Source organism: Streptomyces lanatus (assembly GCF_014655715.1).
Classification (GTDB): Bacteria; Actinomycetota; Actinomycetes; order Streptomycetales; family Streptomycetaceae; genus Streptomyces; species Streptomyces lanatus.
Window position 1 is genome coordinate 878898 of the sequence record NZ_BNBM01000001.1, and the last position, 25560, is coordinate 904457.

General features: G+C 70.3%; 20 protein-coding genes. 9 read left to right on the forward strand and 11 right to left on the reverse strand.

Annotated features, from left to right (window positions below):
* The first annotated feature begins 32 nt into the window (after positions 1-32).
* On the forward strand, positions 33-755 hold the full coding sequence (locus IE325_RS03880) for a cupin domain-containing protein (protein WP_190068512.1): 723 nt from the start codon (positions 33-35) through the stop codon (positions 753-755).
* On the opposite strand, the gene IE325_RS03885 is transcribed toward IE325_RS03880, so the two are convergent.
* Positions 742-1167 (reverse strand): NUDIX hydrolase, encoded by a 426-nt coding sequence (locus IE325_RS03885; RefSeq protein ID WP_373315078.1) that lies wholly within the window; start codon positions 1165-1167, stop codon positions 742-744. The genes IE325_RS03880 and IE325_RS03885 overlap by 14 nt on opposite strands.
* A gap of 73 nt (positions 1168-1240) precedes the next feature.
* Positions 1241-2020 (reverse strand): isocitrate lyase/PEP mutase family protein, encoded by a 780-nt coding sequence (locus IE325_RS03890; protein WP_190068203.1) that lies wholly within the window; start codon positions 2018-2020, stop codon positions 1241-1243.
* 150 nt (positions 2021-2170) lie between these two features.
* On the opposite strand from IE325_RS03890, the gene IE325_RS03895 reads away from it, so the two are divergent.
* On the forward strand, positions 2171-3586 hold the full coding sequence (locus IE325_RS03895) for a hypothetical protein (protein ID WP_190068204.1): 1416 nt from the start codon (positions 2171-2173) through the stop codon (positions 3584-3586).
* A gap of 63 nt (positions 3587-3649) precedes the next feature.
* Entirely contained in the window at positions 3650-4303 is a 654-nt protein-coding gene (locus IE325_RS03900; protein ID WP_190068205.1) for a hypothetical protein, read from the forward strand.
* Here the strand turns inward: IE325_RS03900 and IE325_RS03905 are convergent.
* Together IE325_RS03905 and IE325_RS03910 are read right to left on the reverse strand one after the other, a co-directional pair.
* Entirely contained in the window at positions 4293-5978 is a 1686-nt protein-coding gene (locus IE325_RS03905; protein WP_190068206.1) for a DUF2264 domain-containing protein, read from the reverse strand. The two genes, IE325_RS03900 and IE325_RS03905, sit on opposite strands and share 11 nt — an antisense overlap.
* Before the next feature lie 70 nt (positions 5979-6048).
* The gene (locus tag IE325_RS03910; protein WP_190068207.1) at positions 6049-7068 is read right to left on the reverse strand and encodes a rhamnogalacturonan acetylesterase; all 1020 of its coding nucleotides are present in this window, start codon (positions 7066-7068) and stop codon (positions 6049-6051) included.
* A gap of 158 nt (positions 7069-7226) precedes the next feature.
* On the opposite strand from IE325_RS03910, the gene IE325_RS03915 reads away from it, so the two are divergent.
* Positions 7227-8891, forward strand: a complete 1665-nt coding sequence (locus IE325_RS03915) for a rhamnogalacturonan lyase B N-terminal domain-containing protein (RefSeq protein ID WP_190068208.1) — start codon at positions 7227-7229, stop codon at positions 8889-8891.
* 7 nt (positions 8892-8898) lie between these two features.
* Here the strand turns inward: IE325_RS03915 and IE325_RS03920 are convergent, their stop codons facing one another.
* The gene (locus IE325_RS03920) at positions 8899-10311 is read right to left on the reverse strand and encodes an RICIN domain-containing protein (RefSeq protein WP_190068209.1); all 1413 of its coding nucleotides are present in this window, start codon (positions 10309-10311) and stop codon (positions 8899-8901) included.
* Between the two features lies 1 nt (position 10312).
* The gene (locus IE325_RS03925) at positions 10313-11392 is read right to left on the reverse strand and encodes a glycoside hydrolase family 43 protein (RefSeq protein WP_190068210.1); all 1080 of its coding nucleotides are present in this window, start codon (positions 11390-11392) and stop codon (positions 10313-10315) included.
* Positions 11393-11600: 208 nt separating this feature from the next.
* Here IE325_RS03925 and IE325_RS03930 point away from each other — a divergent pair, with 208 nt between their 5' ends.
* From IE325_RS03930 to IE325_RS03950, 5 genes are all read left to right on the forward strand, one after another.
* Positions 11601-13703: an autotransporter gene (locus tag IE325_RS03930; RefSeq protein ID WP_190068211.1), complete on the forward strand. Its 2103-nt coding sequence runs from the start codon at positions 11601-11603 to the stop codon at positions 13701-13703.
* Positions 13704-13894: 191 nt separating this feature from the next.
* Positions 13895-14437, forward strand: a complete 543-nt coding sequence (locus tag IE325_RS03935) for a hypothetical protein (protein WP_190068212.1) — start codon at positions 13895-13897, stop codon at positions 14435-14437.
* A gap of 109 nt (positions 14438-14546) precedes the next feature.
* On the forward strand, positions 14547-14984 hold the full coding sequence (locus tag IE325_RS03940) for a hypothetical protein (protein ID WP_190068213.1): 438 nt from the start codon (positions 14547-14549) through the stop codon (positions 14982-14984).
* A 37-nt stretch (positions 14985-15021) separates the two neighbouring features.
* Positions 15022-15945 carry a homocysteine S-methyltransferase gene (gene mmuM, locus IE325_RS03945; RefSeq protein WP_190068214.1) on the forward strand — a complete coding sequence of 308 codons (924 nt, stop codon included), beginning with the start codon at positions 15022-15024 and terminating at the stop codon, positions 15943-15945.
* A gap of 130 nt (positions 15946-16075) precedes the next feature.
* Entirely contained in the window at positions 16076-17128 is a 1053-nt protein-coding gene (locus IE325_RS03950) for a LacI family DNA-binding transcriptional regulator (protein WP_190068215.1), read from the forward strand.
* A 4-nt stretch (positions 17129-17132) separates the two neighbouring features.
* Here IE325_RS03950 and IE325_RS03955 read toward each other — a convergent pair whose 3' ends face one another.
* The 5 genes from IE325_RS03955 to IE325_RS03975 form a co-directional block, all read right to left on the reverse strand.
* Positions 17133-17669 (reverse strand): hypothetical protein, encoded by a 537-nt coding sequence (locus IE325_RS03955; RefSeq protein ID WP_190068216.1) that lies wholly within the window; start codon positions 17667-17669, stop codon positions 17133-17135.
* Positions 17670-17723: 54 nt separating this feature from the next.
* Positions 17724-19289: a carboxylesterase/lipase family protein gene (locus IE325_RS03960; protein WP_190068217.1), complete on the reverse strand. Its 1566-nt coding sequence runs from the start codon at positions 19287-19289 to the stop codon at positions 17724-17726.
* Between the two features lie 110 nt (positions 19290-19399).
* Positions 19400-20647, reverse strand: coding sequence for an alginate lyase family protein (locus tag IE325_RS03965; RefSeq protein ID WP_190068218.1), 1248 nt, complete (start codon positions 20645-20647; stop codon positions 19400-19402).
* Between the two features lie 27 nt (positions 20648-20674).
* Positions 20675-24007: an alginate lyase family protein gene (locus tag IE325_RS03970; protein ID WP_190068219.1), complete on the reverse strand. Its 3333-nt coding sequence runs from the start codon at positions 24005-24007 to the stop codon at positions 20675-20677.
* Positions 24004-25530 carry a glycosyl hydrolase family 28 protein gene (locus tag IE325_RS03975; RefSeq protein ID WP_190068220.1) on the reverse strand — a complete coding sequence of 509 codons (1527 nt, stop codon included), beginning with the start codon at positions 25528-25530 and terminating at the stop codon, positions 24004-24006. The genes IE325_RS03970 and IE325_RS03975 overlap by 4 nt, the downstream gene beginning before the upstream one ends.
* Positions 25531-25560 lie beyond the last annotated feature (30 nt).

Here is a 25560-nt window from a genome sequence, read left to right on the forward strand (position 1 = left end):
TGGGTGACGAGCGGGCGTCGGAGGATGAGTGCATGGGTGGTCGGCAGGTCCTGGCGGCACGACGGCTGCTGACCGGGGCGCTGGACGGTGCACCGCCCGAGCATGAGCTGGTCGCCGCCGCGCGCTCCGTCGTCGCCGAACTGGGCGCTCCCGACCTGCTGTTGGAGCTGATCACCGAACTCGCCTCGGGCGAGGGGGATCCGGAGGCCTGCGCCCGACTGTCGTACCGTCATGTCCTGGGCTTCGACAAGCTGCTGCTGATCGACGGCGGACCGCGCCAGATGCTGCGCGCCCATGTGTGGCATCCCGGTGCCGGGGCGATCGGCAAGGAGGACATCCACAACCACCGTTCACCGCTGGCGTCCCATGTCGTCCGGGGCCGGCTGGCCATGGAGCTGTACGAGGTGGGGGACGACGGCATCTCGGCGGCCCGTTACGCGGAGTCGCTGGCGGAGCGGTCGGCGGACTGGGTGCTGGAACCGGCCGGTCCGGCGCGGCTGCGGCTGACGCATGTGGGGCAGTACGCGGCGGGCAGTTCCTACGCGCTGCCCGCGCACACCCTGCACCGGGCCTGGTGCGACACGGACGAGCCGACGGTGACGCTGTTCCTGGAGACGGGCGCCGAACGGCGTGCCCACACCGATGTGTTCACGGCCGCGGGCCCGCATCCGGGCGCGGTGGCGAAGGTGCCGCTGTCGACGGCGGAGTATCTGGCGGCGCTCGGGGAACTGGCGGAGCGGCTCAGAACTCCGTGAAGGCCTGCCGGACGATGTCGAGGTTGTACGCGTCGATGTCGACCCTCGTCAGCTCGGCACGGGCGAGCCAGATGGAGTCCTGGTCGCGCTCCGGCAGGGTGATGTCCGAGGTCAGGGGCCTGACCAGGAAGTTCTCCTGCCAGTTCTTGATCTCGTGCCCCCGGTAGTCGCTGAGGAAGGACGACTCGCCGACCTTGCGGACGATCTCGCCGAGGAGTCCGGTCTCCTCCTTCAGCTCGCGCAGGGCGCCGTCCCCGGGGCTCTCACCGGGCTCCAGCTTCCCGCAGGGAACACCCCAGACCCGGGGCAGGAACCGCTCCTTCTCGCTGCGGCGCACCAGCAGCACCCGCTGCTCGCCGTCCATCACGACGGCGGCCGCCAGTCGCCTGTCGCCGGGGATGTCCATCGTCATGGTTCCTCGGTCCCTCGCCGGTGATGAGTCCAAAGGGTCTGATACCCGGGAAAGCTTCAAGGCTAACAGGGGACTACAGCCCGGCGCTGTGAACCGAGTCTCTTCGGCAGCTGAGCGCGTTCACATCGTGGTGCGAAGGGAGACTCCCGCCGGGCGTCCGCCCCTCCCGGATCTCCGCCATGGCCTCCAGCGCCGCGCCCAGCGCCCGCCGGTAGAGCAGCGAGCCCAGGCTGACGCGACGGACCCCGAGGGCGGCGAGGTCGCCGACGGTGGGGCCGGACGGGGTGTAGAGGACGTTGAGGGGGACGTCGAGGTACGCCACCAGCGCGGCGATCTCCCGGGGTTCGGCGAGGCCCGGCACGAACACCCCGTCCGCGCCCGCCTGTTGATAGACGTCGAGGCGGCTCCTGGTGTCCTCCTCCCCGTCTCCCAGCCAGTACGTGTCGGCGCGGGCGTTGACGAAGAGGCCTGGGGCGGCGGACTTGACGGCGGCGATCTTCGCGGCGTGCAGGGCGGGTGGTCCGAGCCGGTCCTCCAAGTTGATGCCGACGGCTCCGACGGCCGCCAGCTCCCGGGCGAACTCCGCCACCTCGTCCGGGTCGTCGCTGTAGCCGTCCTCCGCGTCGACGGAGAGGAGGTACGGCCCCGAGCCGAGGGCCAGGGCGAGGCGGAGGGTCTCGTCGCGGGTGGCCGACGCCCCGTCGGGCAGACCGAGGGCGGCCGCGACCCCGAGGCTGGTGGTGCCGATCGCGCGGAAGCCCTGGTCGGCGAGGGCTCGCGCCGAGGCGTGGTCCCAGGCGTTGGGCAGGAGCAGGGGTTCCTCGCTGTGGTGGAGCTCGGCGAAACTGGTCACAACAGTCTCCCTACGGCGTCGGTCTCTCCGGGCGTGCCGGTCCTCCCTCGAAACGCTAGCCACCCATCACTTCGGCCCGCACCGAAGTGATCCGGCCCACACCCCCCATCCCTCGGCAACCCTCCCGCTGAGCTGCGGCGACCCGGAGGCATGACTTCCGCAAGACAGACGGCAGGGCCCACGCCCGCCGCCCCCGGCGCCGCCCACCGTCGAGTCCACGCCGCCCGCAGGCCCGTCATCGCGGGCCTCGCCGCCACCGCCGCCCTGGTCGGCGCCTGGTACGCCACCGCGGGCGCCGCCCCGTCGGCCGCGCCCGGCCTCACGCCCACCAGCACCTCGGTGGCCCTGCCCGCCAAGTTCCCCTACCTGTCGGCCGGCTACAACAACTCCCGTGAGTGGACGCGCACCGCGACCGCCGCTGCCCCCAACGGCACCCTGCGCGTGGCCTGGCCCGCGGCGAACGGCATCCATGTCACCCCGCTGACCTCCGCCGGCAAGCGCTCGGGCGCGGACACTGTCGTCAAGGGTGCCAAGGAGGTCGGTGGCCTGGTCGCGCACAACGACGGCTTCGCGCTGCTGACCCGGGTCGCCGACACCAACAAGTGGAAGGAGACGGCGGCCGCGATCGTCCGCTACACGAACGGCAGGCAGACCTTCCGCACCAAGCTCACCGGCACGGCCTCCCACGACACGTCCCCGACCCTCGACGGCCAGCTCACCTGGAACGGCACCAAGTACGGCGCCTACTTCGTGGTGCACGGCGCGGGCGGCTTCGCCGACGGGCACTTCGGCGACAAGCTGTCGTACATCGGCGCCAAGGGCGCCAAGCTGAGCGGCGGTTGGGGCTGGGGATGCAGCCACAACGAGGGCATCGCCCTGCACGCCGAGAAGACCGGCGCCTTCACCTCCCTCTGCTTCGACGACTGGCGCTCGGGCCTGTTCGTGTCGACGGGGATCGGCGCACCCGACGTGGCCCCGGTCGTGCAGCGCGAGCAGTGCTGGGCGGGCTACTGCGGCGGCACGTTCGCGGGGCGTACCGGTGATCTCGTGAAGTCCGCGGGCGGGCGCTACGCCACCGCCTTCGCCTCACGCGGCGCCGCGTCGGCCAAGAAGAACCCCGCGGACTCCTCCGGCCGCGGCTGGTCGGTCACCCCGAGGACCAGCACCCACCAGGTGGCCGTCGCCTTCCTGAAGAACCGCAACTCCGGTCCCGGCAAGGCGATCCGCCTCTCCGACAACAAAGGCACGGAGCACGTCAACGTCCGCCTCGCGCCGTACGGCAAGGACCGACTCCTCCTGTCCTGGGAGTCGTTGAAGAACGCCAAGTGCAAGTCCGGCACCTGCACCGGCACCTTCACGGGCACGAACCTCCGTCTCATCGATTGGAACGGCAGGTTCCAGAGCGCCACGAAGGTCGTCAACAGCCGTATCACGGGCGATATCGCGGTCCAGAAGGACGGCACCCTGACCTGGGCGTCCGTGCCGGTCAAGCCGTCGTACGCGACGCCGCTCACCGGGGCGTCGCCGACCACGACGACCCTGCAGATGGCCCGCCTCAAGCCCTGATGTCATGAGGCCCCCGTACTGTTGCGACGATCATCATCGCGACGAGAACCCACGGGGGCGCACATGACCATTCACCGACCGGGGCTGCCGGAGGACCTGCCGCCGGGCGAGGAGTTGTGGGCGCGTTGGGCGCTGCTCGCCGCCGTCAAGGCGACGACGGAGCAGGAGGAGTGCCCGAGCGTGCACCGAAGCGGCCACTGGATCGACGAGGAGGGGCTGCACTGGGACGACTGCGGCTGCACCTGGTGGATCCTGTCCCGGATGGGCGAGGGCCGGTTCGTGCTGTACGGCGAGGACGAGTCGAGCGACGTGAAGTGGCACGAGCCGCCGGTCGACATGCTGGCCGGCGGCCCCGACTGGCTGCCCTACGAGGAGCTGAGGTACCGGCTGGAAGGCAATGAGCTCGGCTGCGTCTACTGGTACGAGAACGGCGCCTGGAGCCGGGCGCCCTACCCGGACAGCCTCAAGGACGACGGCCTGGACTGCGGCATGAACGACCTCGTCGACCGCGCCGGTCTGCTGAGGGAGCTGGCGCTCTACATCGACGACACGAGCGCCGCCCCCCTCCTGGCCGCCGCCGAGGCATACGCACTCGACGCGGAGCTGCTGCTGGAGCGGCTGCGCACCCACGCCGACGGTGAGCCGGTGGAACCGCCCGCCGTCGCCAGGGCACTCGACCGCACGGGCATCACCACATCCCAAGAGGTCAGTCGCTGACCCTCACGTCGACACCATCCGCCAGCCGGGCCCGGACCTCACGACCGTCGCTCCACCGGACATGGATGCCACTGTCGTCCACGCTCACGGTCACCAACTCGTCCAGCGGCGCGGGTTCCGGCTCGGCCGTGAGCCGGGCGAGGGCGACGAAGAGGGTGGGTCCGGCATCGGTCACGCCGGTGAGGTCCTCGTCCAGCCGGGCGGCGGGCCGGAGTTCGGCGCTGACCCCGTCCCCCGCGGCCCAGCCCGTCACCCGCACCGGCGTCCCCGGCTCGGCACCCGTCACCAGATGGGCCCGCACCTCCACGGCCCCCCGCGCGAGCACCACGCTCGTCACCCGCACCCCGTCGCCGACCGAGTGCCGCGAGGCCGCCCAGCCGTCCCCCACGCCCAGCGGCACCAGGTCCGTACGGCTCGGGTCGTCGCCGACGATCACGCTGTTGTCGTACGACGGTGAGGGCGCCGTCACGGTCGAGTAGGCGAGGCGCGTGTAGTACGGGTCGTAGCGGACGTCCTCGCTGCCGTGGTTGTGGAGGCGGACGACACCGTCCGAACTCGTGGACTGCAGCAGCCAGTTGGGGGCGGCGACGGCGGTCACGGCGTCGACGCGCTCGGCGGGGGCCGCTTCCTCCTCCGCCGTCCACACCTCGTGGTCGGCGGGGAGGAGCAGGCCCAGGAATCCCTTGCTCGCCCAGTACGGGGACGCGGGGCCCGAATAGCCCTGGAGGACGGCCGTGTCCGGCCCGTGCCAGCCGAGGGTGAGCAGGCCGTTCGCGTCGACCGCGTCGCGCTCCAGGAAGTACTTCAGCGCGCCCGAGGCCAGCCGCCGGGTCTCCCCCGGCGCCAGCGGCGTACGGCCCGTCAGGGCGCCCAGCCACAGGGGGGCCGTCGTCGCGAAGCGGTACGTCAGGGAGCGGCCCTGGTGCATGGGGGCGCCGTCGCCGCCGAACAGGCGGGCGTAGTCCTCCAGGTGGCGGGAGAGCCGGTCGCCGTACAGGTCGAGGAGCCGTTCGTCCCGCGCGAGCCAGGCGTGCAGCACCGGGTAGAGGTGCATCGCCCAGCCGTTGTAGTAGTCGTACTTGCGGCCGTCGCCGTCCGTGTACCAGCCGTCGCCGACGTACCAGTCCTCGATGCGCTCCAGGCCCCGGTCGATGGCCTTGCGGGACTCCTCGGCCGCGTGGCCGATCTCCTGGAGGAAGCCGCCCACGGTCACCGGGAACAGCTCCCAGTTGCAGGGCCAGGCCTCGGCGGTCAGCGCGTCCCCGAGCCAGGCCGCCGCCCGCTGCCGCACCGCGTCGTCCAGCCGGTCCCACAGCAGGGGCCGGGTCAGCCGCAGCGCGAGGGCGATCGACGCCGCTTCGACCAGGGGCTGGCCCCGGTCCTCGATACGCGGCCAGACACCCGAGACGCCGGCCGCGAGACCGTCGGCGTAGCGCTCCAGCGCCGTCTCGTCCCGGCGGAAGGCCGCGAGGAGCAGGGTGCGGGCGTAGCCCTCCAGACCGTCGGAGAGGCGGCCCGACCAGCTCTCGTGGTCGCCGGGGAAGTGGTAGAGGGCGCGGTCCTCGGTGGCGTACGGCTCCACCGCGGCGAGCAGGGCGTCGGCGGCCGCCTCCCAGTGGGCGCGGGTGTAGCCGGTGCGGGGGCTGAGGGTGCGGTCGTCGGACGGCAGCTGCATCGTTCTCATTCCGGCTCGGGAAACGGTCGGACCTGGGGCGCCCCGGTTCCGGTCGAGGCGCCCCAGGAGTTCATCCCACCCTCACCTGGCCCCGGGGCACCAGATGGCGGGCGACGAGTTCGTCGCGGACCAGGCCCGCGTAGACCGTGGCGCCGTGCACCGAGGTGTGGGTGTTGTCCCGCTTCTCGTTGTACAGGTAGAGCGCCTTGGATGCCTCGACACCCAGGGACTCCACCAGCGCCTTGGTCCTCGCCGTCAGGTCGATCAGGGGGACGTCCCGCGCGGCGGCCACCGAGCGTACGACCGCGGGGTGGTCCACGCCCAGGCCGTTCACCAGCAGGGCCGTGTTGTTGTCGAGCGTGCCGTCGGAGTTGAACCAGCGGCGCACGATGGGGGTGACGAGGACGGGCTCGCCGCCCTTGGTGCGGACGCCGGCCACCAGTGTCTCCAAGTTCGCGCGGTACGTCGCCTCGTCGGTCGTCTTGTCGTTGTGGGCGAGCTGGATCAGCACCAGGTCGCCGGGGCGGATCCGCGGCTGGACGGTGGCCCAGAGGCGGGCGTCGGCGAGGTAGGAGACCGTACTCTCGCCGGAGTCGGCGTAGTTGGCGACGGACAGGCCCTTGCGCAGGAACTGCGGGAGCTGCTGGCCCCAGCCGGAGTACGGGTCGCCCGGCTGGTCGCAGACCGTGGAGTCGCCGACGAGGAAGATCTGGCGGGCGTGCCGGGCCGGGGTGACCTTGATGTCGGCGAGCGCGGGTGCGGTGCCGCCCAGCACCAGGTCCAGGCCCGGTGTGCCCTCGGCGCCGGTCGGCTCGCCCTCGGGCGTACGGACGTCCACCGTGAAGCTGCGGGCGACGCGCTCACCGGCCGGGGCGGTCGTCTCGGGGAGCAGGGCGCGGCGCGTCTCGCCGCTGATGCTCGTGCTCGACGCGGAATCGCCGCCCAGGAGGACCTTGACGTCGTAACTGCCGGGCGGGACGTCGAAGTGGCAGGCGGTGGCCGTGCAGTCGGCCTGCGCTTCGGCCGGTGCGGCGGTCAGCACGGTGCCCAAGGCTGCCGCCACCAGTACGGCGACGCTGAAACGTCTCATACGCGACTCCCCTCACTCGATTCGACAAGCGCTTTCTTCACGAGGATGCCAGTTCAGGGAACTGCCCAGCCCAAGCTTTGCGCAAGCCCTTTCGCGAAATCGATTCAACTGTCACGCTGCACAACACCCGACCCCCACGCTCGAAGGAGGCACCCCCCATGTCCGGATCCCATGGAAGATCCGTTCGCCGCCGCACCTTCGTCCTCGGCGCCACGGCCGCCGCGGGAACGGCGGCCCTCGCCGGCACGGCGCGCGCCGCGGCCTTCGGCTGGAGCGACGACGGCTCGAACTTCGTCGTCGACACCGGCGCCAACCTCGTCTTCAAGGTCAGCAAGTCCAACGGCGATCTGACCTCGCTGGTCTACCGCGGCACGGAGTACCAGGGCTACGGCGGCATGAACTCGCACATCGAGTCCGGCCTCGGCAGCTCCACCGTGTCCATCAGGCAGTCCGGTTCGACGATCCTGATCTCGGTCGCGTACGGCACCCTGCGGCACTACTACGCGGCCCGCAGCGGCGAGAACAACATCTACCTGTGGACCAACAAGGCCGACACGTCGGTCTCCGCGACCCGCTACATCCTGCGCGTGAAGAAGGGCCTGTTCCTCAACGACGAGCCCGACTCCTACACTTACGCGCCCACCACGATCGAGGCCTCGGACGTCTTCAAGAAGTCCGACGGTCAGACCCGCTCGAAGCACTACTCGAAGCGCCGCGTGATGGACTACGACTACATCGGCTGGTCGGGCGGCGGCGTCGGCCTGTGGATCGTGCGCAGCAACCACGAGAAGGCGTCCGGCGGGCCCTTCTACCGCTCCCTCCTCCGCCACCAGAGCGCCGACGGCGGCGGCCTGTACGAGATCCTCTACTACGGCCAGAACCAGACCGAGGCCCAGCGCTTCGGCCTCCAGGGCCCGTACGTCATCGCCCTCACCGACGGCGGCGCGCCCTCCTCGTCCCTGTTCCCGGGCACCCTCACCACCTCGTGGGCGGACTCGCTCGGCATGTCCGGGTACGTAGGCGCGAGCGGGCGCGGCAAGGTCGCCGGGGTCGGGATCTCCGGGCGGAACACGGCGTACCCGTACACGGTCGGCATCGCCAACCCGACGGCGCAGTACTGGAGTTCGGCACGTTCGTCGGACGGCTACTTCTCGATCGGGGGTGTGCTGCCGGGGACGTACACCCTCACGGTCTTCAAGGGCGAACTCGCCGTCCACACGACCTCGGTGTCGGTCACGGCCGGTGGCACGACCACCCTCAACACGATCGCCCTCCCGTCCTCCAACGACCCGAGCAACGCGAGCGCCATCTGGCGGATCGGTGACTGGAACGGCACGCCGAGCGGCTTCAAGAACGCCGATCTGATGACGTACGCCCATCCGTCCGACGTCCGGGCCGCCGCCTGGACCGGCAATGTCGTCATCGGCAACAACGAGACGTCGTCCTTCCCCTGCTATCTCTGGAAGGACGTCAACAGCGGGATCCTGGTCTACTTCCGGCTGACGGCGGCCCAGGCGGCGGCCGCGCACACCCTGCGGATCGGGGCCACGACGGCGTACGCCAACGGCCGCCCCCAGGTGTCGGTCAACGGCGCCTGGACGTCCGCCATCCCCACCCCGCCCACCCAGCCGGACACCCGGTCGCTGACCAACGGGTCCTACCGGGGCAACAACCACACGTTCACTTACAGCGTGCCGGCGTCCGCCTGGCTGACGGACACCGGCCAGTACAACGTGCTGAAGATCGACGTGGTGAGCGGTTCGGGGCTGACCGGCTATCTCAGCGCGGGCACGGCGATCGACGCGATCGACCTGCTCGCCTGACGGCATCTCATGTCCCGCGCGTCCACTGCTGGTTGGTGCCGCCGTTGCACGTGTATGTGATGATCGCGGCGGATTTGGCGGTGGACGCGCCGTTCACGTCCAGGCATTCGCCGGTGGCGCGGGACTTGATGTTCACGTAGGAGCCGGTGGTGGTGACCGACCACTGCTGAGCGGTCGCCGAGGCGTTGCAGTTCTCCTGCGTGACCGTGTTCGCGTTCTCCTGGACGCACAGGGAGCTGTGCCGGGTCATCAGCTGGTAGTAGCCGCTGCCGACGGACTTGAACCAGTACTTCTGGTTGTTGCCGCCGTTGCAGTCGTACTGCTTGAGCTGGGCGCCCTGGGACAGGGACTGGCTGGTGACGTCGGCGCACCTGTTGCTGTGCCGCGCGATCAGGGTGTTGTACGTGGCGCTCGTCCCGCTGATCGACCCGGTCGCCGTGTCGACGGTGACCTCCGGGGACCAGGACATCGACATCGACGTCGAGGAGGGGAAGGTCAGCGGCAGCCAGACATAGCGGGAGTCGTTGACGGTGCCGCCGAAGGAGTTGCCCCAGCGGTCGCCCAGGTAGAGGTACGAGGTGGTCGACGTGCCCTGCACGGGAAGGACGTACGCGGTCTGCGAGCCGTAGGCCGTGGAGTCGCCGATGTTCGTCATCGCGGTCCAGGGGCCGGCGATGCTGGTGGCGGTGGCGTACTGCTGCTGGTTGGGGTTCCAGCCGGTGGCGCCCGAGGTCAGCATGAAGTACACGCCGTTCCGCTTGAACAGCGCGGGGGCCTCGCGGTGGCCGCCGTGCCAGGGGTCGGCGACCAGGGCGGCGATGCCGGTGTAGTCGCTGGTCAGACGGTAGATCTGGAGGTCGTAGTTCTCACGGGCGGCGGAGGCCATATAGCCGGTGCCGTCGGTGTCGACGAAGACCGTGATGTCGCGGGACATGTGCTGGCCGAGCGGGCGGAAGCTGCCCTGCCAGGTGTAGTTGCCGTCGACGGTGTCCGATACGGCGACGGCGGCACGGGCCTCGCTGTAGTCGGTGCCGTTCTCCTTGTGCATCCACATGACGAACTTGCCGGTGGCCGCGTTGTACATGACCTTCGGGCGCTCGATGTTGGCGGTGGCCAGCTCGGAGGCGCTGGACTGGGTCAGGACGTGGTTCCTGAACTCCCAGTTCTTCAGGTCGGTGGAGCGGTAGGCGTCCACATAACGGAAGGTGTTGTCGGCGTTGCGGTGCTCGCCGAACCAGTAGTAGTACGAGCCGACCTTGAGGACACCGCCGCCGTGGGCGTGCACGGGGCTGCCCGAAGTGTCGGTGAACTGGGTGCCGTTGGTGACGGTCTGAGGTGCGGCCTGGGCGGGCCCCGCGGTGGCCAGGGCACCGGCCAGGGCCAGACAGAGGGCGAGCAGAACCGCGTACGCACGTCTCATGTCACGTACCTTCCTTCACCACGTCGGCCACGGGTATGCCGAAGTTGGGGGTGCCGTCCGCGTTCCAGTTCAGCTTCTGGACGCGGGTGTGGCGGTTGGGGTCGTTCAGGGGGTCGCCGACGATCTCCTTGTACTGGCGGGCGTGGTACACGAGGACGTCGCTGCGGCCGTCCTCGGCGACGGTGAAGCAGTTGTGGCCGGGGCCGTACTGCTTGGTGGTGTCGTTGCTGGTGAAGACCGGGGTCGGCGACTTCGACCAGCTCGCCGGGTCCATGAGGTTGGCGTCGGCGTCCACGGTCAGCATGCCGACGCAGTAGTGGTAGTCGGTGGCGGAGGCCGAGTAGGTGAGGAAGATCCGGCCGTTGCGCTTGAGGGCGTAGGGGCCCTCGTTGACCTTGAAGCCGACGCACTCCCAGTCGAACTCCGGTGTGGACAGCCTGATCTGAGGTCCCGTCAGAGTCCAGGGGTTCGCCATCTCGGAGAGGAAGAGCCCGGTGTTGTTGTCGAGGCCGGGCTCGTGCTGGGCCCAGCAGAGGTAGCGGGTGCCCCGGTGGGTGAAGGTCGTGGCGTCGAGGGAGAAGGTCTCCCACGCCGTCTTGACCTGGCCCTTCTCGACCCAGGTGCCCTTGAACGGGTCGGGGTGCGCGTTCTCCAGGACCCAGATGCGGATCTTCCAGATGTCCTCGGCGGGCGCGGAGGCGAAGTAGATGTACCACTTGCCGCCGATGCGGTGCAGCTCCGGGGCCCAGATGTGGGCGCCCATGTCCCCGGTGGGGTGGGCCCGCCAGATGACCGACTCGGCGGCCGTGGACAGCCCGCCCAGAGTGCGGGAGCGGCGCAGGATGATCCGGTCGTACTCGGGGGCGGTGGCCGTGAAGTAGTAGTGCCCGTCGGTGTGACGGTGGATGTGGGGGTCGGCGCGCTGCCGGACGAGGGGGTTCTCGTACGGGGCGGCCCGCCGGGGTTGGGCGTGGGCGACGCCGGGGACGGCTGACGCGGCGGTCAGGGCGCCGGCGGCTGCGGCGCTCTTCAACAGCAGTCTGCGGCTGGGGGGTTGGGGCAGGTCGTGTTCGCGGCTCATGCGGACTGCCTCTCGGGGTGCTCATGGGTGTTCGAAATGACGGACATGATCTGTCATTACGAACGCCGAAAAGGTAAGGGTGTGCACCGTGGAGGTCAACGGGTTCGACGGGACGAAGGTGGAAGCAGGCAGCGGCCGGGGAGAGCGCTTTCTTTTTCCCTTGCCGATTTTCTGTTATCCATCCCCCTCCCACCCCGTCTCCTATGACGTGCGCAGCCTCACCCACAAAACAGCAGCGGCCGCCGGCGCCCTCGCGGCGGTCGCCGCCCTCGCCGTCACCGCTCCCCCCGCGGTGGCCGCCGGCCCCCGGGACGTGTCCGCCGACATTCTCGGGGGGCGGGACGTGACGCTCACCGGTGACACGGTGGTGACCGTGCCGCCCGGGACGACGAAGTACGACGGCGTCTTCCGCGGCGAGGGCACCCTCACCGTGCGCGGCACCGGGACACTGATCCTGACCAGGGACAGCGACTTCACCCTGCCGAAGTCCCGGCAGCGGCAGCGGGTGAGCGTCCTCGGCGGCAACCACCCGTACGTCACCACGACCCGCCCCGACCCACCCGCGATCACGGTCGAGCGCGGGGCGACCCTGCAGTACGGCGACGGCGGCACGACCGGACTGATCGGGCACTTCCCGTACAACACCCCGGCGTTCCGGCTCAACCAGGACAACATCCGCGTCGACGGCACGCTGCGGCTGTCACTGAAGAGCGCCTACAACCTGGGCACGATCAGCGGCTCCGGGCTGATCACCCAGCCACGGTTCCTGTGGGGCACCTGGGATCTCACGTCCGGCCCCTTCTCCGGGGTGATCGACAACGGCACCCAGACGAACGCCGGACGGCCGGAGTTCGCGACCTCGCTGCCCAACATGCGCAAGATCCTCAACCAGGGCACCTACACCGTGGACACGCCGCTCGGCCGGACGGTCACCATGGGCATGGACTTCTACCAGCGTGAATACGGCAGCGACATCAACGTCCAGTCCCGGCCGGGCAGCAAGGTGGTGCTCACCGGCCAGTACAGCTGGTCCGACCGGGGCGGCGACACCGACCCGTCCCTCAGCGACCCCGCCCTGAACTGGACGCCCGCGCGGAAGAACGTCAACAAGCGGGGCACCAACATCAAGGGTGCGAACGTCCAGTGGGGCGACGGGACCACGAACAAGATCTTCATGCCCGGGACCGCCGAGACGGTCTACATCAACCTGCTGGCGGCGAGGTCCCGTTCGCTCCTGACCTTCGACTACAACGGGCCCGTGACGCTGGGTGCCCCGATCGGCGGCGGCCGGTTCCACGACACCCTGTCCGCGCCCGGCGCCGGTGACATCGTCATCAAGGGCACGAAGGGCAACGACGTCACCTTCGCGGCCGTGCAGTACTACGACGGCTCGACGACCGTCGAGAACGGCGCGGTGCTGCGGCTGGGCAGCGGGAAGCCTGGCGGCGACAGTGGGCTGTACACGCGGGGCGGCCTCTACAAGGTCGTCAACGACGGGGCGCTGGTGCTGAACAACGTCGGGAAGCCGCTGACCCTGTCCAAGGTCGGCGGCAGCGGGTCGCTCATCCAGGCGGGCTCCGCGACGGCGACGCTGACCGGCACCGCGGTGACGTACACCGGCCGGACGACCGTCAAGCGGGGCACGCTGGCGTTGCGCGGCGGCGCGACCCTCGCCCACAGCAGGGCGATCACGCTCAGCTCGCCGAACTCCCGTCTGGACGCGGGCGCTTCGGGACTGCGGGTGGCGACGACGCTGACCGGCAAGGGCACCGTGAAGGGCGCGGTGACCAACGACGGGGTGGTCGCGGGCGGCCTGACCGTCTCCGGTGACTACACGCAGTCGGCGAAGGGCGAACTGGTCCTGCGCGACCGCCCGTTGAAGGTGACGGGCGCGGTGCGCCTGGCCGGGTCCCTGGACTTGGCGTCCTTCGCCGCGGCGAAGGAGCCCGCGCGGAGGATCACGGTCGTCGACCACCGGGGCCGGGCCCGTACGACCGGCACCTTCGCCGGTCTCGCCGAGGGCAGGAAGCTCCAGCTCGACGACACCACGTACCGCATCTCCTACCGGGGCGGCGACGGCAACGACGTGGTCCTCACTGCAGTCACCGCGAGCCCCTCCCCCGGCACCCCGCGCACGGCGGCCGACACGGCCGCCTCCCCCGGCCCTCGTACCGCGAGCGCCGCGGGCGGCGGCCTCGGCTGGTGGCCGTACGTCCTGGCCGCCGGGCTGCTGGTGGGCCTCGCGGTGCCGGCGACGCGGCGTGGGCTGGGGCGCGGGCAGCGGCGTGGCGGGCGGCACGCGGCGCATTAAAAAGCGCGGGATTCACTTTAATTCTGTTCTATTTCTCGACATGGATCTACGGTCCGGAATGCCACCATCCAACTCCGGTCCGGCTGTTTACACCCAATCTGGGCACTGCTATCAACGAGAGTGCCGCGGTTACCTCTTCCGAATCTTTCCCACCGGAATCGAAGAAACCGTCAGCCCCAGGGAGGGACCACATGAACATGCCGCAGAAACGCCTGGACGTCGAAGAGCCGTACGCTCTCATCGCACCCGACGCGGATGTCGCCGCGTACGTCAAGAATTTCGACTTCCTGGCCGTCGACCCGGACTCGAAGGTCACCGCGTTCCACGGGTTCAGCACGTTCAGGGGCCTCAAGATCGAGTCCAAGGGCTTCGATGTCGAGGGCACCATCAGCGGTCGGGTGCGCAGCTACAACTGGACCGCCCTGTACCAGGTGTACAACCTGCCCTCCTCCAGCAGCTGGAGCCTGTGGGCCCTCAAGTTCAAGGCGGACAAATCTCAGAGTGTGCTCAAGCAGACCTTCCACGAGGAGGATCTGGAGGACCTCGCCGTCAACATGAAGTTCCGGGCCAAGGCGAATGACCTGGGCGGAGTGACCTTCCTGCGAGTCGGCTTCGAGACCATCAAGCTGCGCCTTGAGGGTGTCGAGAAGAACTTCACGGTCGTCAACCCCGCCTCCGGCGGCGCCCGCGACGAGGACGGCAACGAGATCCCCGTCGACTTCGAGCCCATCTGATCCGGCGCCGGCAGCGAACACCGGCACGAAGGTGCCGGGTCCGGCCCGTCGCTGGACGACCAGCGCGACACCGGACCCGGCACGCCGACCACGCGCCACGGGGAGACGCATGAGCGTCAGGCTGATGCAGGGATTTCTGCCGCTGCGGGAAGTCGTCGACACCGGCGGCATGGACATCGATTTGGACGTGGATCTCGAAAAAACCATAGATTCCCATGACTGGCGAATGATTTTCGCCCTCTTCGACGCACCGTCCGACGCTTCACTCGAAGAGTTCGTCGAAATTTACCGGAGCAATCCCGACAAGACATTACTGGATCGCATGTTCCCGTTCCTCGGGAAACGGCGATCCACCATTTCCTGCCGGGTGACCGTGCATATATCCGGCGGCGAAAATCTCACCCTTCGGCTGGGGGTGAGAGTGCTGCGCCTGCAGCAGCGGGGGCAGACAAAGGACGTAGCCCTGCTCAACACGGCGAACTTCGTGGCCCTGACTCCGGACGGTTCGCCGTACGACGGGATGGTCGCGCATTGTTCCGAACCCTGATCGCCGGGCTCGCGCCCGCTCGACTACCGTCGTCCCCATGACCAGCACCATCACCCTCACCGAAGCCCTCGCCACCGGGACGGTCGTGCTCGACGGCGGTATGTCCAACCAGCTCGAATCCGCCGGGCACGACCTCAGTGACGAGCTGTGGTCGGCACGGCTGCTCGCGGAGCGGCCGGAGGCCATCGCGGAGGCACATCTGGCGTACTTCGCGGCGGGGGCGGACGTGGCGATCACCGCCAGCTACCAGGCCACCTTCGAAGGCTTCGGCAAGCGCGGGATCGGGCGGGAGCGGGCGGCCGAACTGATGGCGCTGAGCGTGGAGCTGGCGCAGGACGCCGTGCGGCGAGCGCGGGCCGAGGGGGTCACACGGCCCTTGTGGGTGGCCGCGTCGGCCGGGCCGTACGGCGCGATGCTGGCGGACGGCTCCGAGTACCGGGGGCGGTACGGGCTGAGCGTGGCGGAGCTGGAGCGCTTCCACCGGCCCCGCCTGGAGGTGCTCGCCGGGGCCCGTCCCGATGTACTGGCGCTGGAGACGGTCCCGGACGCCGACGAGGCGGAGGCACTGCTGCGGGCGGTGCGCGGGCTCGGCGTCCCGGCCTGGCTGTCGTACTCGGTCGCCGGGGAGCGCACACGCGCCGGGCAGCCCCTTGAGGAGGCGTTCGCCCTGGCCGCCGACGCCGACGAGGTGCTCGCGGTCGGCGTGAACTGCTGCGCGCCCGAGGACGTCGAGGGCGCCGTCGAGATCGCCGCCCGGGTCACGGGCAAGCCGGTCGTCGTCTACCCCAACAGCGGCGAGGCCTGGAACGCCGGGACACGGGCCTGGGAGGGGCGGTCCACCTTCACACCGGGGGAGGTCCAGGGGTGGCGGGCGTCCGGGGCGCGGCTGATCGGGGGCTGCTGCCGGGTGGGCCCGGAGGCGATCGGCGCGATCGCACGGGCACTGGGAACGGCCGCATAGCGGCAACGGCATCGCCCGACGCACCCCGCACAGGACTCCTCCCACCCCCTCCCTCGCTGCTAGCCTCCATTTCGGCAACCGGTTGCCATCGTGTTGCCGTGTTCCCCGTGGGGAGAGGGGCGAGGCAGGGATGACCAGGAAGAGCGAGGACGCGGGGCGCAGCACCATCCGCGATGTGGCGGCGCGTGCGGGGGTGTCCGCGTCGACCGTGTCGCGGGTGCTCGGCGGGGTGTATCCGGTGAGCGCGTCGACCCGGTCGCGGGTGCTGCGGGCGGTCCGTGACCTGGACTATGTCGCCGACGCGCGTGCCAAGGCGGTCGCGGGGGTCGGCACGCCCACGCTGGCGTTCGTCCTTGAGGACATCACCGGCCCGTCGTTCGCGCACATGGCGTACGGAGTGGAGCGGGAGGCCCGGCGGCTCGGGCATCTGTGCCTGGTGTGCACCACGGAGGGCGACGTCCAGCACGAGGTGGAGTTCGTCGAGATGATGCGCGCCCAGCGCGCCGCCGCCGTGATCCTGGTCGGCGGCTCGGCCGACACCCCCGAGTACCGCGAGCGGACCCGCCGTATGGCCGACTCGCTGGCGTCGGCAGGGTCGAGACTGGTGCTGTGCGGGCGGCCGCCGCTGGGGCCCGGGGCGCCGGTCACAGTCATCGAGTACGACAACGAGGGCGGCGCCTACGCCCTGGTCGCCCATGTCCTCGCCCAGGGCCACCAGCGCGTCCTGTTCCTCGGCGGCGGGGCGGACCACACCACCGCGCAGGGCCGTGAGCGCGGCTATCTCGCCGCCCATCGCGCCCGTGGCCTGGACCCCGACCCGGCGCTGGTCCTGCACGGCGACTTCACCCGCGACTCCGGCCACCGCCTGATGCGCGGGGCGATGAAGCAGGGGCTGGAGTTCACGGCCGTGGTCGCCGCCACCGACATGGTCGCGGCCGGTGCGCTGACCGCCCTGCACGAGGCGGGCCTGACCGTGCCCGGCGACATCTCGCTGGCCGGTTACGACGACATCCCGTTCGCCCGTGACCTGTACCCGGCCCTGACGACGGTCCACGTCCCCTATGAGGAGCTGGGCCGCCTCGCCGTGCGCACTGCGCTCGGCCGGACCCCGGAGCACCCGGACGAGCATCTGCTGCTGGGCACGCATGTGGTGGTGCGGAACTCGGTGGCGCCGAAGGCGTAGGACGTCAGCGCGGCTCGGGACGCGAGGCGGCCGACCACCACAGCCGTACCTCCTTGCGTACGTCCGTGGGCCGCAGCTCCCAGCCCTGGGCGCGGGCCGCGTGGGCGACGTAGCCGCCGCCCACTCCTCGGTAGTCGCGCAGGGCTATGGCGCACTCCACGGGCGGCTTCACCTTGTTGGGGCGGGCCGGGGCGGAGGCGAGGGCCGTCCATTGGGCGACCTTCTTGTCGACGCGGGCCCGGTAGTACTCCGTGTCGCCCTCGTGCCGCAGCTCCGGCCAGGTCACGCACCACCCGGCCAAGCTCGAGACCCTGTCCATGACCCGGTCCATCACCTTCGAGAACCCGCGCTCGTAGCGGCTGCTGATCATCGCGATCGCCTCGGTCAGCAGGGCCACGCCGAGCACGACGGCGAACACCGCCAGCCACACCACGACCAGCACCGGGAAGAGGACGACGGTCGCGATGAAGAGCAGGGTCAACTTCCCTCGGGACCGCACCGGTTCGGGCGTCCAGCGCGAGGGATCCTCGTATTCGTACATGTCGAGGATCTTGCCAAACGGGCGGGCCCGGCCGGCCACCCGCCTCCGCGGGAGTCAGTGCCTGCGGACCGCGCCGGGCAGCCGCAGCCGCCGTACCACCGACCGCAGCTCCGTGCCTCGGGGAGGCACGTCGTCGGTGGACTCCCGGGCCGGAACGGCGGCCGCCCACAGGTCCAGCTCCGCGTCCCACGGGCCGTGCGCGGTGTGGGTGTCGCCGTCGCCGAAGATCCGCACCGGATGCGTGACGTCCCACGTCTCCCACCCCGGGGTCCCCTCCCGCGCGAACCGCACCCACGACCCGTGCATCTCCTCCGCCAGCTCTTGCGGAGCCCCCTCGCCGGCCAGCTTGCGGGACTCGGGGACGTCTCCGGTGTCGAAGACGAAGCCGAGCTCCAGGGCGTGGCAGGCGCCGAGGTCGGGGAGGGCGGAGGGCCAGGCGAACTCATAGACGTACGACGAGCCGGGGCGTGCGTCGGCCAGGCGGTGCAGGGGGACGCGCAGCAGGTGGTCGGTGACCATCTGGCCGACGATCTCGGCGGTGCCGGCCTCGGGACGCAGGGCGCGGTAGCCGCGGGGTATCTCGGCGCCGACGTGGCAGCGGGCCATGGCACCGGCAAGGGCGACCGCGCCGAGCCGGTCGACGCGCTCCAGGAGCCCGCCGGGCACCAGCCACAGCCGGTACTCGTCACGGGTCCAGCCCAGCATCAGCTCGACGCCGGGCGCCGCCTCCCCCTCCGTCAGGGCCAGCAGGGGATCCCGCAGCACCATGTCGCCGTCGATCACGATCCCGAAGGCGGGCCCGCCCAGGACGGGGCTGCTGAGCCGGCCCACCTCGGCCTGGGTGCGCAGCAGCAGCTCGCGGTCGACCTCGGCGAAGGCCGCGGCGGTGGCGGGGATCTTCAGCCGCGTGGCCATACGGCGCACCATGCGCCGCACCTTGTCCCGCTCGGCGGCCTCGGGCGGGCCGCTCTGCAGGATCGCCCGTCGGATGAGGCCCTGGGCCTGCGGGGCGGCGAGGAGCGCGCCGATGCTGATGGCACCGGCGGACTGGCCGAACAGGGTGATGCGGTCGGGGTCGCCGCCGAAGGCCGCGATGGACTCGTGGACCCACTTCAGGGCGGCGAGCTGGTCGCGCAGTCCGGGATTGGCGGGCGCGTCGGGGAAGTAGCCGTAGCCCTCGACTCCCAGGCGGTAGTTGACGGAGACGAGGACGACACCGTCGCGGGCGAAGGGCCGCCCGTCGTACACGGGGACGCCGGAAGAACCCCGGGTCAGGGCTCCCCCGTGCAGCCAGACCATCACGGGCAGTCGGGCGCCCGGTCCCGGCTCGGGCGTCCAGATGTTGAGGTTGAGGCAGTCGTCGCCGGACACGACCGGGTCGGACAGGTACTGGGCGAAGGCCTCGGAGTACGGCGGTTTCGGCGGGGTCGGCCCGAACGCCGTGGCGTCGCGCACGCCGTCCCAGGGTTCGGGCGGCTCGGGCGGCCGGAACCGGAGCGGGCCGAAGGGGGGCGCCGCGTACGGGATGCCCCGGAACACCGCGACGCCGCCACTCTCGTACCGGCCCCGTACCGCACCGTAGGGCGTGCTCACCACGGGGTCTGCCTGGACTGCCGTCATACGTCCACCAGCCTCCTCACCGCGCTCGTGCACCGTGAAGATCAGAGCAACTCATTGTGGCCCGATATTCCGGCGCACGAGCGGCTGTGAGGGCCGTTCGGCGTACTTGGCTACTTCGCGTACATCAGCGTGCCGAAACCGAGCTGGTCGAAGCCTCCGCTGGTGGTGCCGTAGTCACCGCCGCCGCCCTCGGGGGCGACGGAGAAGCACATCTGGCTGATGTACTTGTCGTCGAGGTTCACCCGCCGGTTGTAGTGGTAGTGGAGCATGGCCCACACGGGGCGGACCTGGCCCCGGGAGGCGGCGGAGATCACGGTCTGTGACTGCTGGGCGCAGTTCTGGCCGGTGCCCCAGGTGTAGGTGGTGTAGGGGACGGAGCTGCCCAGGTTGTACTTGGCGACGTACTGGGCGCCCTTCATGAAGCGGCGGCCGTCGTAGGAGTACAGGTCGTCGCCCTGGTTCCAGGCCATCTCGCACAGGGCGCCCATCTGGCCCATGCCCATCACGGTGTGGCCCTGGTCGCGGCCGGACTCCTGCCACTGGCCGAGGTCATAGCCCTCGACGTTGCCGTAGAGGAACGGCACGGCCCGCTTGATGGAGCCGTTGCCGGCGCCGTTCTTGAAGTAGTTGACGGCCTGGTCGTACTTCGCGCCGTCGTCGCACAGGATCCCGATGGCCATGATCGAGGCCATGTTGCACAGGTCCCAGTTGGCCCAGTAGTTGGTGATGCAGGCGTCGTTGTGGCCGGTCAGGAACTGGTTGTTGAGCGGGTAGAAGACGTTGAGCATCATCGTCTTGAACCGGTTGAGGTCGAACCCGGCGTACCCGCGCATGAGTTCGGCGGCCTGCGCGAACTGCCAGCCGTAGAGGCCGGCGGCCAGGAAGCGGTCGGCGTTTCCGGTGACGCTGGTCAGCGTGGCCGACCAGGCGTTGAGGATGCGTACGGCGCAGTCGCCGTTCGCCGCGGTGCCGGCGATGTGCCAGCGCAGCGCGTTCTGGTAGGCGGCGTGGATGTCGTTGTAGAGCTGGGGGTAGTTCTGGCCGTCGCCGCCGCGGATGATCGTGGCGGTGGGCCGGGCCGCCCAGGTCGACTGGGAGTGGGAGTTGGCGGTCAGCCGGTTCCAGCCGGACAGCCAGGGGTCGTTGCCCGCGGCGACCCTGACCTTGGCCCGGTTGATGTCACCGGCGTTGTGCAGCATGCCGGGGTGGGTGAAGGTCGCGGGGGCCGCGTCCGCCGTCCCGGCGAGGGACGCGGTACCCAGGGCGACGGCCGCGGTGACGCCACCGGCGGCCTTGAGCAGACCGCGGCGACTCAACTCACCGGTGGGGCGGTGCTGGTGGGGGGAAGTGCGGCTCATGGTTGTGCACTCCAATCCGTGGGGGGATCAGTCGGTGGTGATGCTCACCTCGTCGAACTCGGTGGTGCAGCGGGCCAGTTGGTCGCGGGAGCAGACCACCAGACCCACGTAGTAGGGGGCGTCACCGAACCCGGGGACCTCGCCGGTGGCGAGGGTGGTCCAGGTGGCGCCGTCATCGGTGGACAGAGCTGCGGTGAAGGCGGTCCCGACGCGCTTCAGCCGCAGCAGTCCGGGGAGGGTGGCCGCCGCGTCCCCCGTGAAGGCGGACTTTCCGGCGACGGTCGTGCGCAGCATGAGCTGCGCGAGGGTCCCGCCGGTGACGATCACCCCGGCGGCCTGGTCGAACGGCGACAGCGACTTGGCCATCAGCAGCCCCACCCGGTCGGCTCCCGCGCCCGTGCGGGAGCCGAGCCGGGCGGTGATCTCGCAGTCACCGCGCACGGTCCGCCGTACGAACTGCCCTGTCATTCCTTGGTTGTTGACGGACAGATCGACCCCGGCACCGCGCACGGTGAAGGTGCCGCGGTCGTACGAGGTACTCCCCGGCGTCCGGATCGCGACCACGCCCAGCGTCCCGAAGGCGCGCTCGTCGAGCACCGGGTCACCCAGGTCGCCGTATGTCCAGGGGGCGGGCGGGGGTGTGCCGACGGTGAGGGTGAGGATGCCCATGGTTTCGCCCGCGGCATTGCCGACGGTGGTGGCGACCTCGAACTCGCCGCTCTCGGTGGGGGTTCCGGTCACAAAACCGGTGCGCCGGTCGAGGCGGAGGCCGTCCGGCAGCCCGCGCGCACCGAACCGCACCGGCTCGTGTGAGCCGCGCAGCTGGTGTCGGAAAGGCACGCCCCGGTTGGCGAACACCTCGGTGGCGCTGGTCAGTTGGGGTGGGGCCGGGGTCGGCATCCCGGCGGAGGACGGCTCGGAGAGGGGCCCGCGGCCGGCGCAGTTCGTCTTCGCGACGGCGTAGTGGTACGTCGTCCCGGGCGCCCCCGTGGCATCGGCGTACCGGATGCGGGTGCCGAAGCCGACCGGGCCGACGCCGGTCGCGACCGTCTCGTAGGGGCCGTGGGCCGACCGGGACCGCAGCACCTTGTAGCGGGCGGACAGGTCGGGGTCGGTCCAGGCCAGCTCCACCGCGTCGGCACCGGTGACCGCCTTCAGGCCGGTCGCGGGGCGGGTGGGGCGGGGTACCGACCAGACCTCGCCGGAGGCGTCCGAGGTGACGGTGACGTTGTCGAAGGCGCCGGTGCCGGTCTCGGCGTACTCGGCGTCGACACCGAGACAGGAGGTGAGGACCAGACCGGCGTACGCGGTACGCCCCAACTCGACCTCGCTCGCCCCGACTTGGGTCCAGCGGACGCCGTCCGGTGAGATGGCGCCGGTGCAGCGGCGGCCCCTGCGGGTCACCCGTACCCAGTACGGCGCCCGCAGCCGGTAGCCGTCGCCCGCGCCCTCGACGTACGGGGCCTCGATCGGGGTCGCCGACTCGGGTAGCTCGCCGAGGTCGGAGATCGGGAAGGCGGCGTCGACCGTGATCGCCCCCCGCTGGGAGGGCGGGACCGGGATGGATCCGGTGCCGGAGACGGCGGCACCGCGCCCGGTCCGTACGCTCCACACGCCGCTCCAGGTCGCCAGCGGCAGCCCCTGGATCAGCATCGAGGCGTGCGCGGCGTCCCCGTCGAGGGAGTCGCGCAGGGTGACGCCGATCCTGGCGTACTGCGAGCTGAGCGGGAACACGATCCGCGCGGTGACCGTGCCGTCGCCGGGCAGCCGGAGATGGACGGAGCGGAAGGTGTCGGCGGTGCCGGACGCCTCCAGCACGAACCGCTCACCGTCGAAGGCGGCGGAGCCGGGGATCCTCATCCGGCCGATGTCCTGGGTGGCCCAGGGGCGGGGCAGTCCGGCGCAGGCGGCGATCGGGCTCGAATCGCCGCTGTGGCCAAGGGAGTTGGTGGCGGTGACGGTGTAGTGGTACGTCCGTCCGGCGTGCACGTCACGGTCCCGGTACTGCGGCTTGTCGATCCCGGAGGCGATCTCCTCGTACGGCCCCTGCGGACGGCTCGCCCGCCGGACGGTGTACGTCGTGGCCCAGGCGGAGGGCAGCCAGGACACGGTGACGGCGTCGGGGTCGCCGAGGGCGGTGACGCCGGACGGTGCGACCGGTGCGGTGGGCGACGGGGGCTTCGTGCCGGCGTACGTGAAGGTGCCGAAGCCGGGGAGGTCGTCGTTGGAGCCCTCGATGACACGGGTGCCGCCGCTTCCGCGCAGGACCGCGGCCTTGGTGTACGGGGTGTCGAGGCCGCGGACACCGGCGTAATGGGCGTAGTACATCTCGTAGATCGGCGGCAGACTGCCGCGCGCCTTGTCGGAGACGGTCGTCTTGATGTACTTGCCGGTGCGGTCGAGGTCGGGGGTGAAGGGGACGTCGCCGCCGAGGTTGTAGCGGGCGGCGTACTCGGCGTTCGCGAGGATGCGGTGGTCGTCGAAGGCCCACAGGTCGACGCCCTGGTTCCAGGCGACCTGCGCGGCGTCGCCCATAAGTCCGACGGCGAGCTGCTCGTGGCCCTGGTCGCGGCCGGACTCCTGGCCCTGGCCCGAGTCGGTGACGACACGGTTGGCCACGCTGCCGTTGCCCGCACCGGCGGCGGCGAATCGCAACGCGTCCTCGAAGAGGGCGGGTTCCTCGCAGAACACGCCGATGGCGAGGATCGTCTGAATGGCCGTCAGATCCCAGTTGCCGTTGGCGTAGAGCATGTAGCCGGAGACGGCGGGATACCAGACGTCCAGGAAGGACCGCTCACAGCGGGCGATGTCCGCAGCCGCCCAACCGTCGTAGCCGCTGTGCCGCAGCAGCTCGGCCGCGTTGACGAACTTGAAGGCCTGGAGCCCTGCCCCCAGCGGGCCGTCGGCGCCGGTGACCATGGTCAGCGATGCGGACCAGGCGTTGAGGATGTCCCGTGCCTTGTCGGCGTGGGCGCGCTCGCCGGTGACGCACCACATGAGGGCGTTCTGGTAGGCGGCGGCCGAGTCGGCGACGGCCTGGTTCTGGAAGTTGGTGGGGCCCCGGCCCCAGGACGTGATCTGACCGGTGTTCTGGACGGTGTACGTCGACTTGGAGCGGGCGTGCGCCGCGAACGCGAGGTAGCCGTCGTGGATCGGGGCTTCCTTCGCGGCGACGGCGGCCTTCATGCGGGCGAGGTCGTCGGCGGTGTGGAGGAGGCCGGGGTGGGTGAAGCGTGTGCCGGTGCCGGCCGCCCTCGCGGTGCCGGGCGCGAGCAGTCCGCTCGTACCCGCGACCAGCAGCAGGGCGGCCGTGCCGCCGAGGAAGCCCCGGCGGCTCGTGACGGGGATCGGGCTGCTCATGACGCGGCGGCCGCCTCGGCCTCGGCGGTGGTGAGGAACTTCAGGTTCAGCACATGCTCGTTGGCGTGCATCGGGATGTTGTCGGTCGTGTAGTACCAGCTCGGCTTCTTCATCGAGTCGGCGATGACCGTGCCGTTGACGACGAGGTTCTCGAAGGTGACGTCCTTGATGGCGTGCTTGGCGTCGTAGCCGAGCATCATGCAGGTGGCCAGCGGCTTGCCGGTGTAGGAGAGGTCCTTGATGTAGACGTTCTGGATGCCGCGCCCGACCGACGTGTTGTACTTCGTGTTGTACGCGATCCGCATATGGACGAGCTGACCCCACCGGAAATCCTCGACGCGTACGTCGTCGATCCTCACGTTCTTGATCAGATTGCTGTCGCCGGGGTTGAGGGCGATGCAGCCCTGGTAGTTGAGCTGGGGCTCGCGGTGGTCGCAGATGTCGAGGTTCTTGAAGGTGAGGTTCTTCAGTACCTCGGGGTTGTCGGTGTTGCCGTGCGTGCCGACGTTGATGGGGTGGGCGACGTCGGCCCAGAGGGTGGAGTTGCGGACGGTGATGTCGGTGGTGTCGCCGTAGTACTCCCAGCGATGGGTGTAAATGGCGATGCAGTCGTCCGAGTTGCGCATGAAGACGCCGTCGATGAGGACGTTGCTGCTGGAGAACACGTCGATGCCGTCGCCCCAGCCCTTGGAGCTGAAGGAGCACATGCCCTTGATCGTGACGCCGGTCGATTCGCCGATCTGGACGGCGTAACCGTTCGGGTTGAGCATGGTGACGGCGCCGATGGCGATGTTCCGAGAGTTCTCGACCAGCGCCCCGCCCGCCGCCGTGCCCGCCAGCATGCCCCGGCCGGTCAGCCCCGCGTGCTCGACGTTCCGGAAGACGACGGTCGCCTTGAGGAGGGCGCCGCCGTCGAGGTAGACGGTCTTGCCGGAGGGGACGTTGAGGTAGCCGTCGGCGGTGGTGTGGACGCCCGGGCCGTAGTAGAGGACGTTCGGGTCGTCCGGCGCGGGCCGCTTCTTCTCGATCGCGCGGGCGAACAGCTGGAGACAGTCGAAGAGGTCGTCGTTGATCTGGACGACGATGTTGCGGGGTCTGTCCAGGGTGAACCGCAGGGTGTCGGCCATGACTTCGGGCTCGATGCCGTACGAGTCGGGCCGCACCCGCACCTTCCGCACCCCGCCCTTGATGTACGTCACCTCGACCTCGACCTGCCCGGAGAAGTCGAAGTGGGCGAGGGAGGAGTTGTACTGCTTCTTGCTGCCGGTGGTGGGGTTGATCTCGGCGAGCGTGGGGCGCAGGACGCCGAGCGTCTCCCAACTGTCGCCGGGCGTACGGACCTTGACGGTAAAGCTGCCGGTGTTGACGGGGGCGCCGGCCGGGACGGGATAGGTCACCAGGCGGTTCGTGGTGTCGGCGTCTTCTGCGCGGGCCGCGGTGGCGGTGAGGTTGGTGAGGCCGGCGGCGAGGACGGTGGCGCCTGCGGCTTGAAGGGCGGTGCGACGGGACAGAGGTGTGTTCATGCGGGACTCCTGAGTCAACAAGTCGGTAAA

What these genes read in the sequence shown, in the direction of transcription:
- IE325_RS03880 (WP_190068512.1), top strand. Translation starts at nt 33, where the DNA reads ATGGGTGGTCGGCAGGTCCTGGCGGCACGACGGCTGCTGACCGGGGCG.
- IE325_RS03885 (WP_373315078.1), bottom strand. Translation starts at nt 1,167, where the DNA reads ATGACGATGGACATCCCCGGCGACAGGCGACTGGCGGCCGCCGTCGTG.
- IE325_RS03895 (WP_190068204.1), top strand. Translation starts at nt 2,171, where the DNA reads ATGACTTCCGCAAGACAGACGGCAGGGCCCACGCCCGCCGCCCCCGGC.
- IE325_RS03900 (WP_190068205.1), top strand. Translation starts at nt 3,650, where the DNA reads ATGACCATTCACCGACCGGGGCTGCCGGAGGACCTGCCGCCGGGCGAG.
- IE325_RS03905 (WP_190068206.1), bottom strand. Translation starts at nt 5,978, where the DNA reads ATGCAGCTGCCGTCCGACGACCGCACCCTCAGCCCCCGCACCGGCTAC.
- IE325_RS03910 (WP_190068207.1), bottom strand. Translation starts at nt 7,068, where the DNA reads ATGAGACGTTTCAGCGTCGCCGTACTGGTGGCGGCAGCCTTGGGCACC.
- IE325_RS03915 (WP_190068208.1), top strand. Translation starts at nt 7,227, where the DNA reads ATGTCCGGATCCCATGGAAGATCCGTTCGCCGCCGCACCTTCGTCCTC.
- IE325_RS03920 (WP_190068209.1), bottom strand. Translation starts at nt 10,311, where the DNA reads ATGAGACGTGCGTACGCGGTTCTGCTCGCCCTCTGTCTGGCCCTGGCC.
- IE325_RS03925 (WP_190068210.1), bottom strand. Translation starts at nt 11,392, where the DNA reads ATGAGCCGCGAACACGACCTGCCCCAACCCCCCAGCCGCAGACTGCTG.
- IE325_RS03935 (WP_190068212.1), top strand. Translation starts at nt 13,895, where the DNA reads ATGAACATGCCGCAGAAACGCCTGGACGTCGAAGAGCCGTACGCTCTC.
- IE325_RS03940 (WP_190068213.1), top strand. Translation starts at nt 14,547, where the DNA reads ATGAGCGTCAGGCTGATGCAGGGATTTCTGCCGCTGCGGGAAGTCGTC.
- mmuM (WP_190068214.1), top strand. Translation starts at nt 15,022, where the DNA reads ATGACCAGCACCATCACCCTCACCGAAGCCCTCGCCACCGGGACGGTC.
- IE325_RS03950 (WP_190068215.1), top strand. Translation starts at nt 16,076, where the DNA reads ATGACCAGGAAGAGCGAGGACGCGGGGCGCAGCACCATCCGCGATGTG.
- IE325_RS03955 (WP_190068216.1), bottom strand. Translation starts at nt 17,669, where the DNA reads ATGTACGAATACGAGGATCCCTCGCGCTGGACGCCCGAACCGGTGCGG.
- IE325_RS03960 (WP_190068217.1), bottom strand. Translation starts at nt 19,289, where the DNA reads ATGACGGCAGTCCAGGCAGACCCCGTGGTGAGCACGCCCTACGGTGCG.
- IE325_RS03965 (WP_190068218.1), bottom strand. Translation starts at nt 20,647, where the DNA reads ATGAGCCGCACTTCCCCCCACCAGCACCGCCCCACCGGTGAGTTGAGT.
- IE325_RS03970 (WP_190068219.1), bottom strand. Translation starts at nt 24,007, where the DNA reads ATGAGCAGCCCGATCCCCGTCACGAGCCGCCGGGGCTTCCTCGGCGGC.
- IE325_RS03975 (WP_190068220.1), bottom strand. Translation starts at nt 25,530, where the DNA reads ATGAACACACCTCTGTCCCGTCGCACCGCCCTTCAAGCCGCAGGCGCC.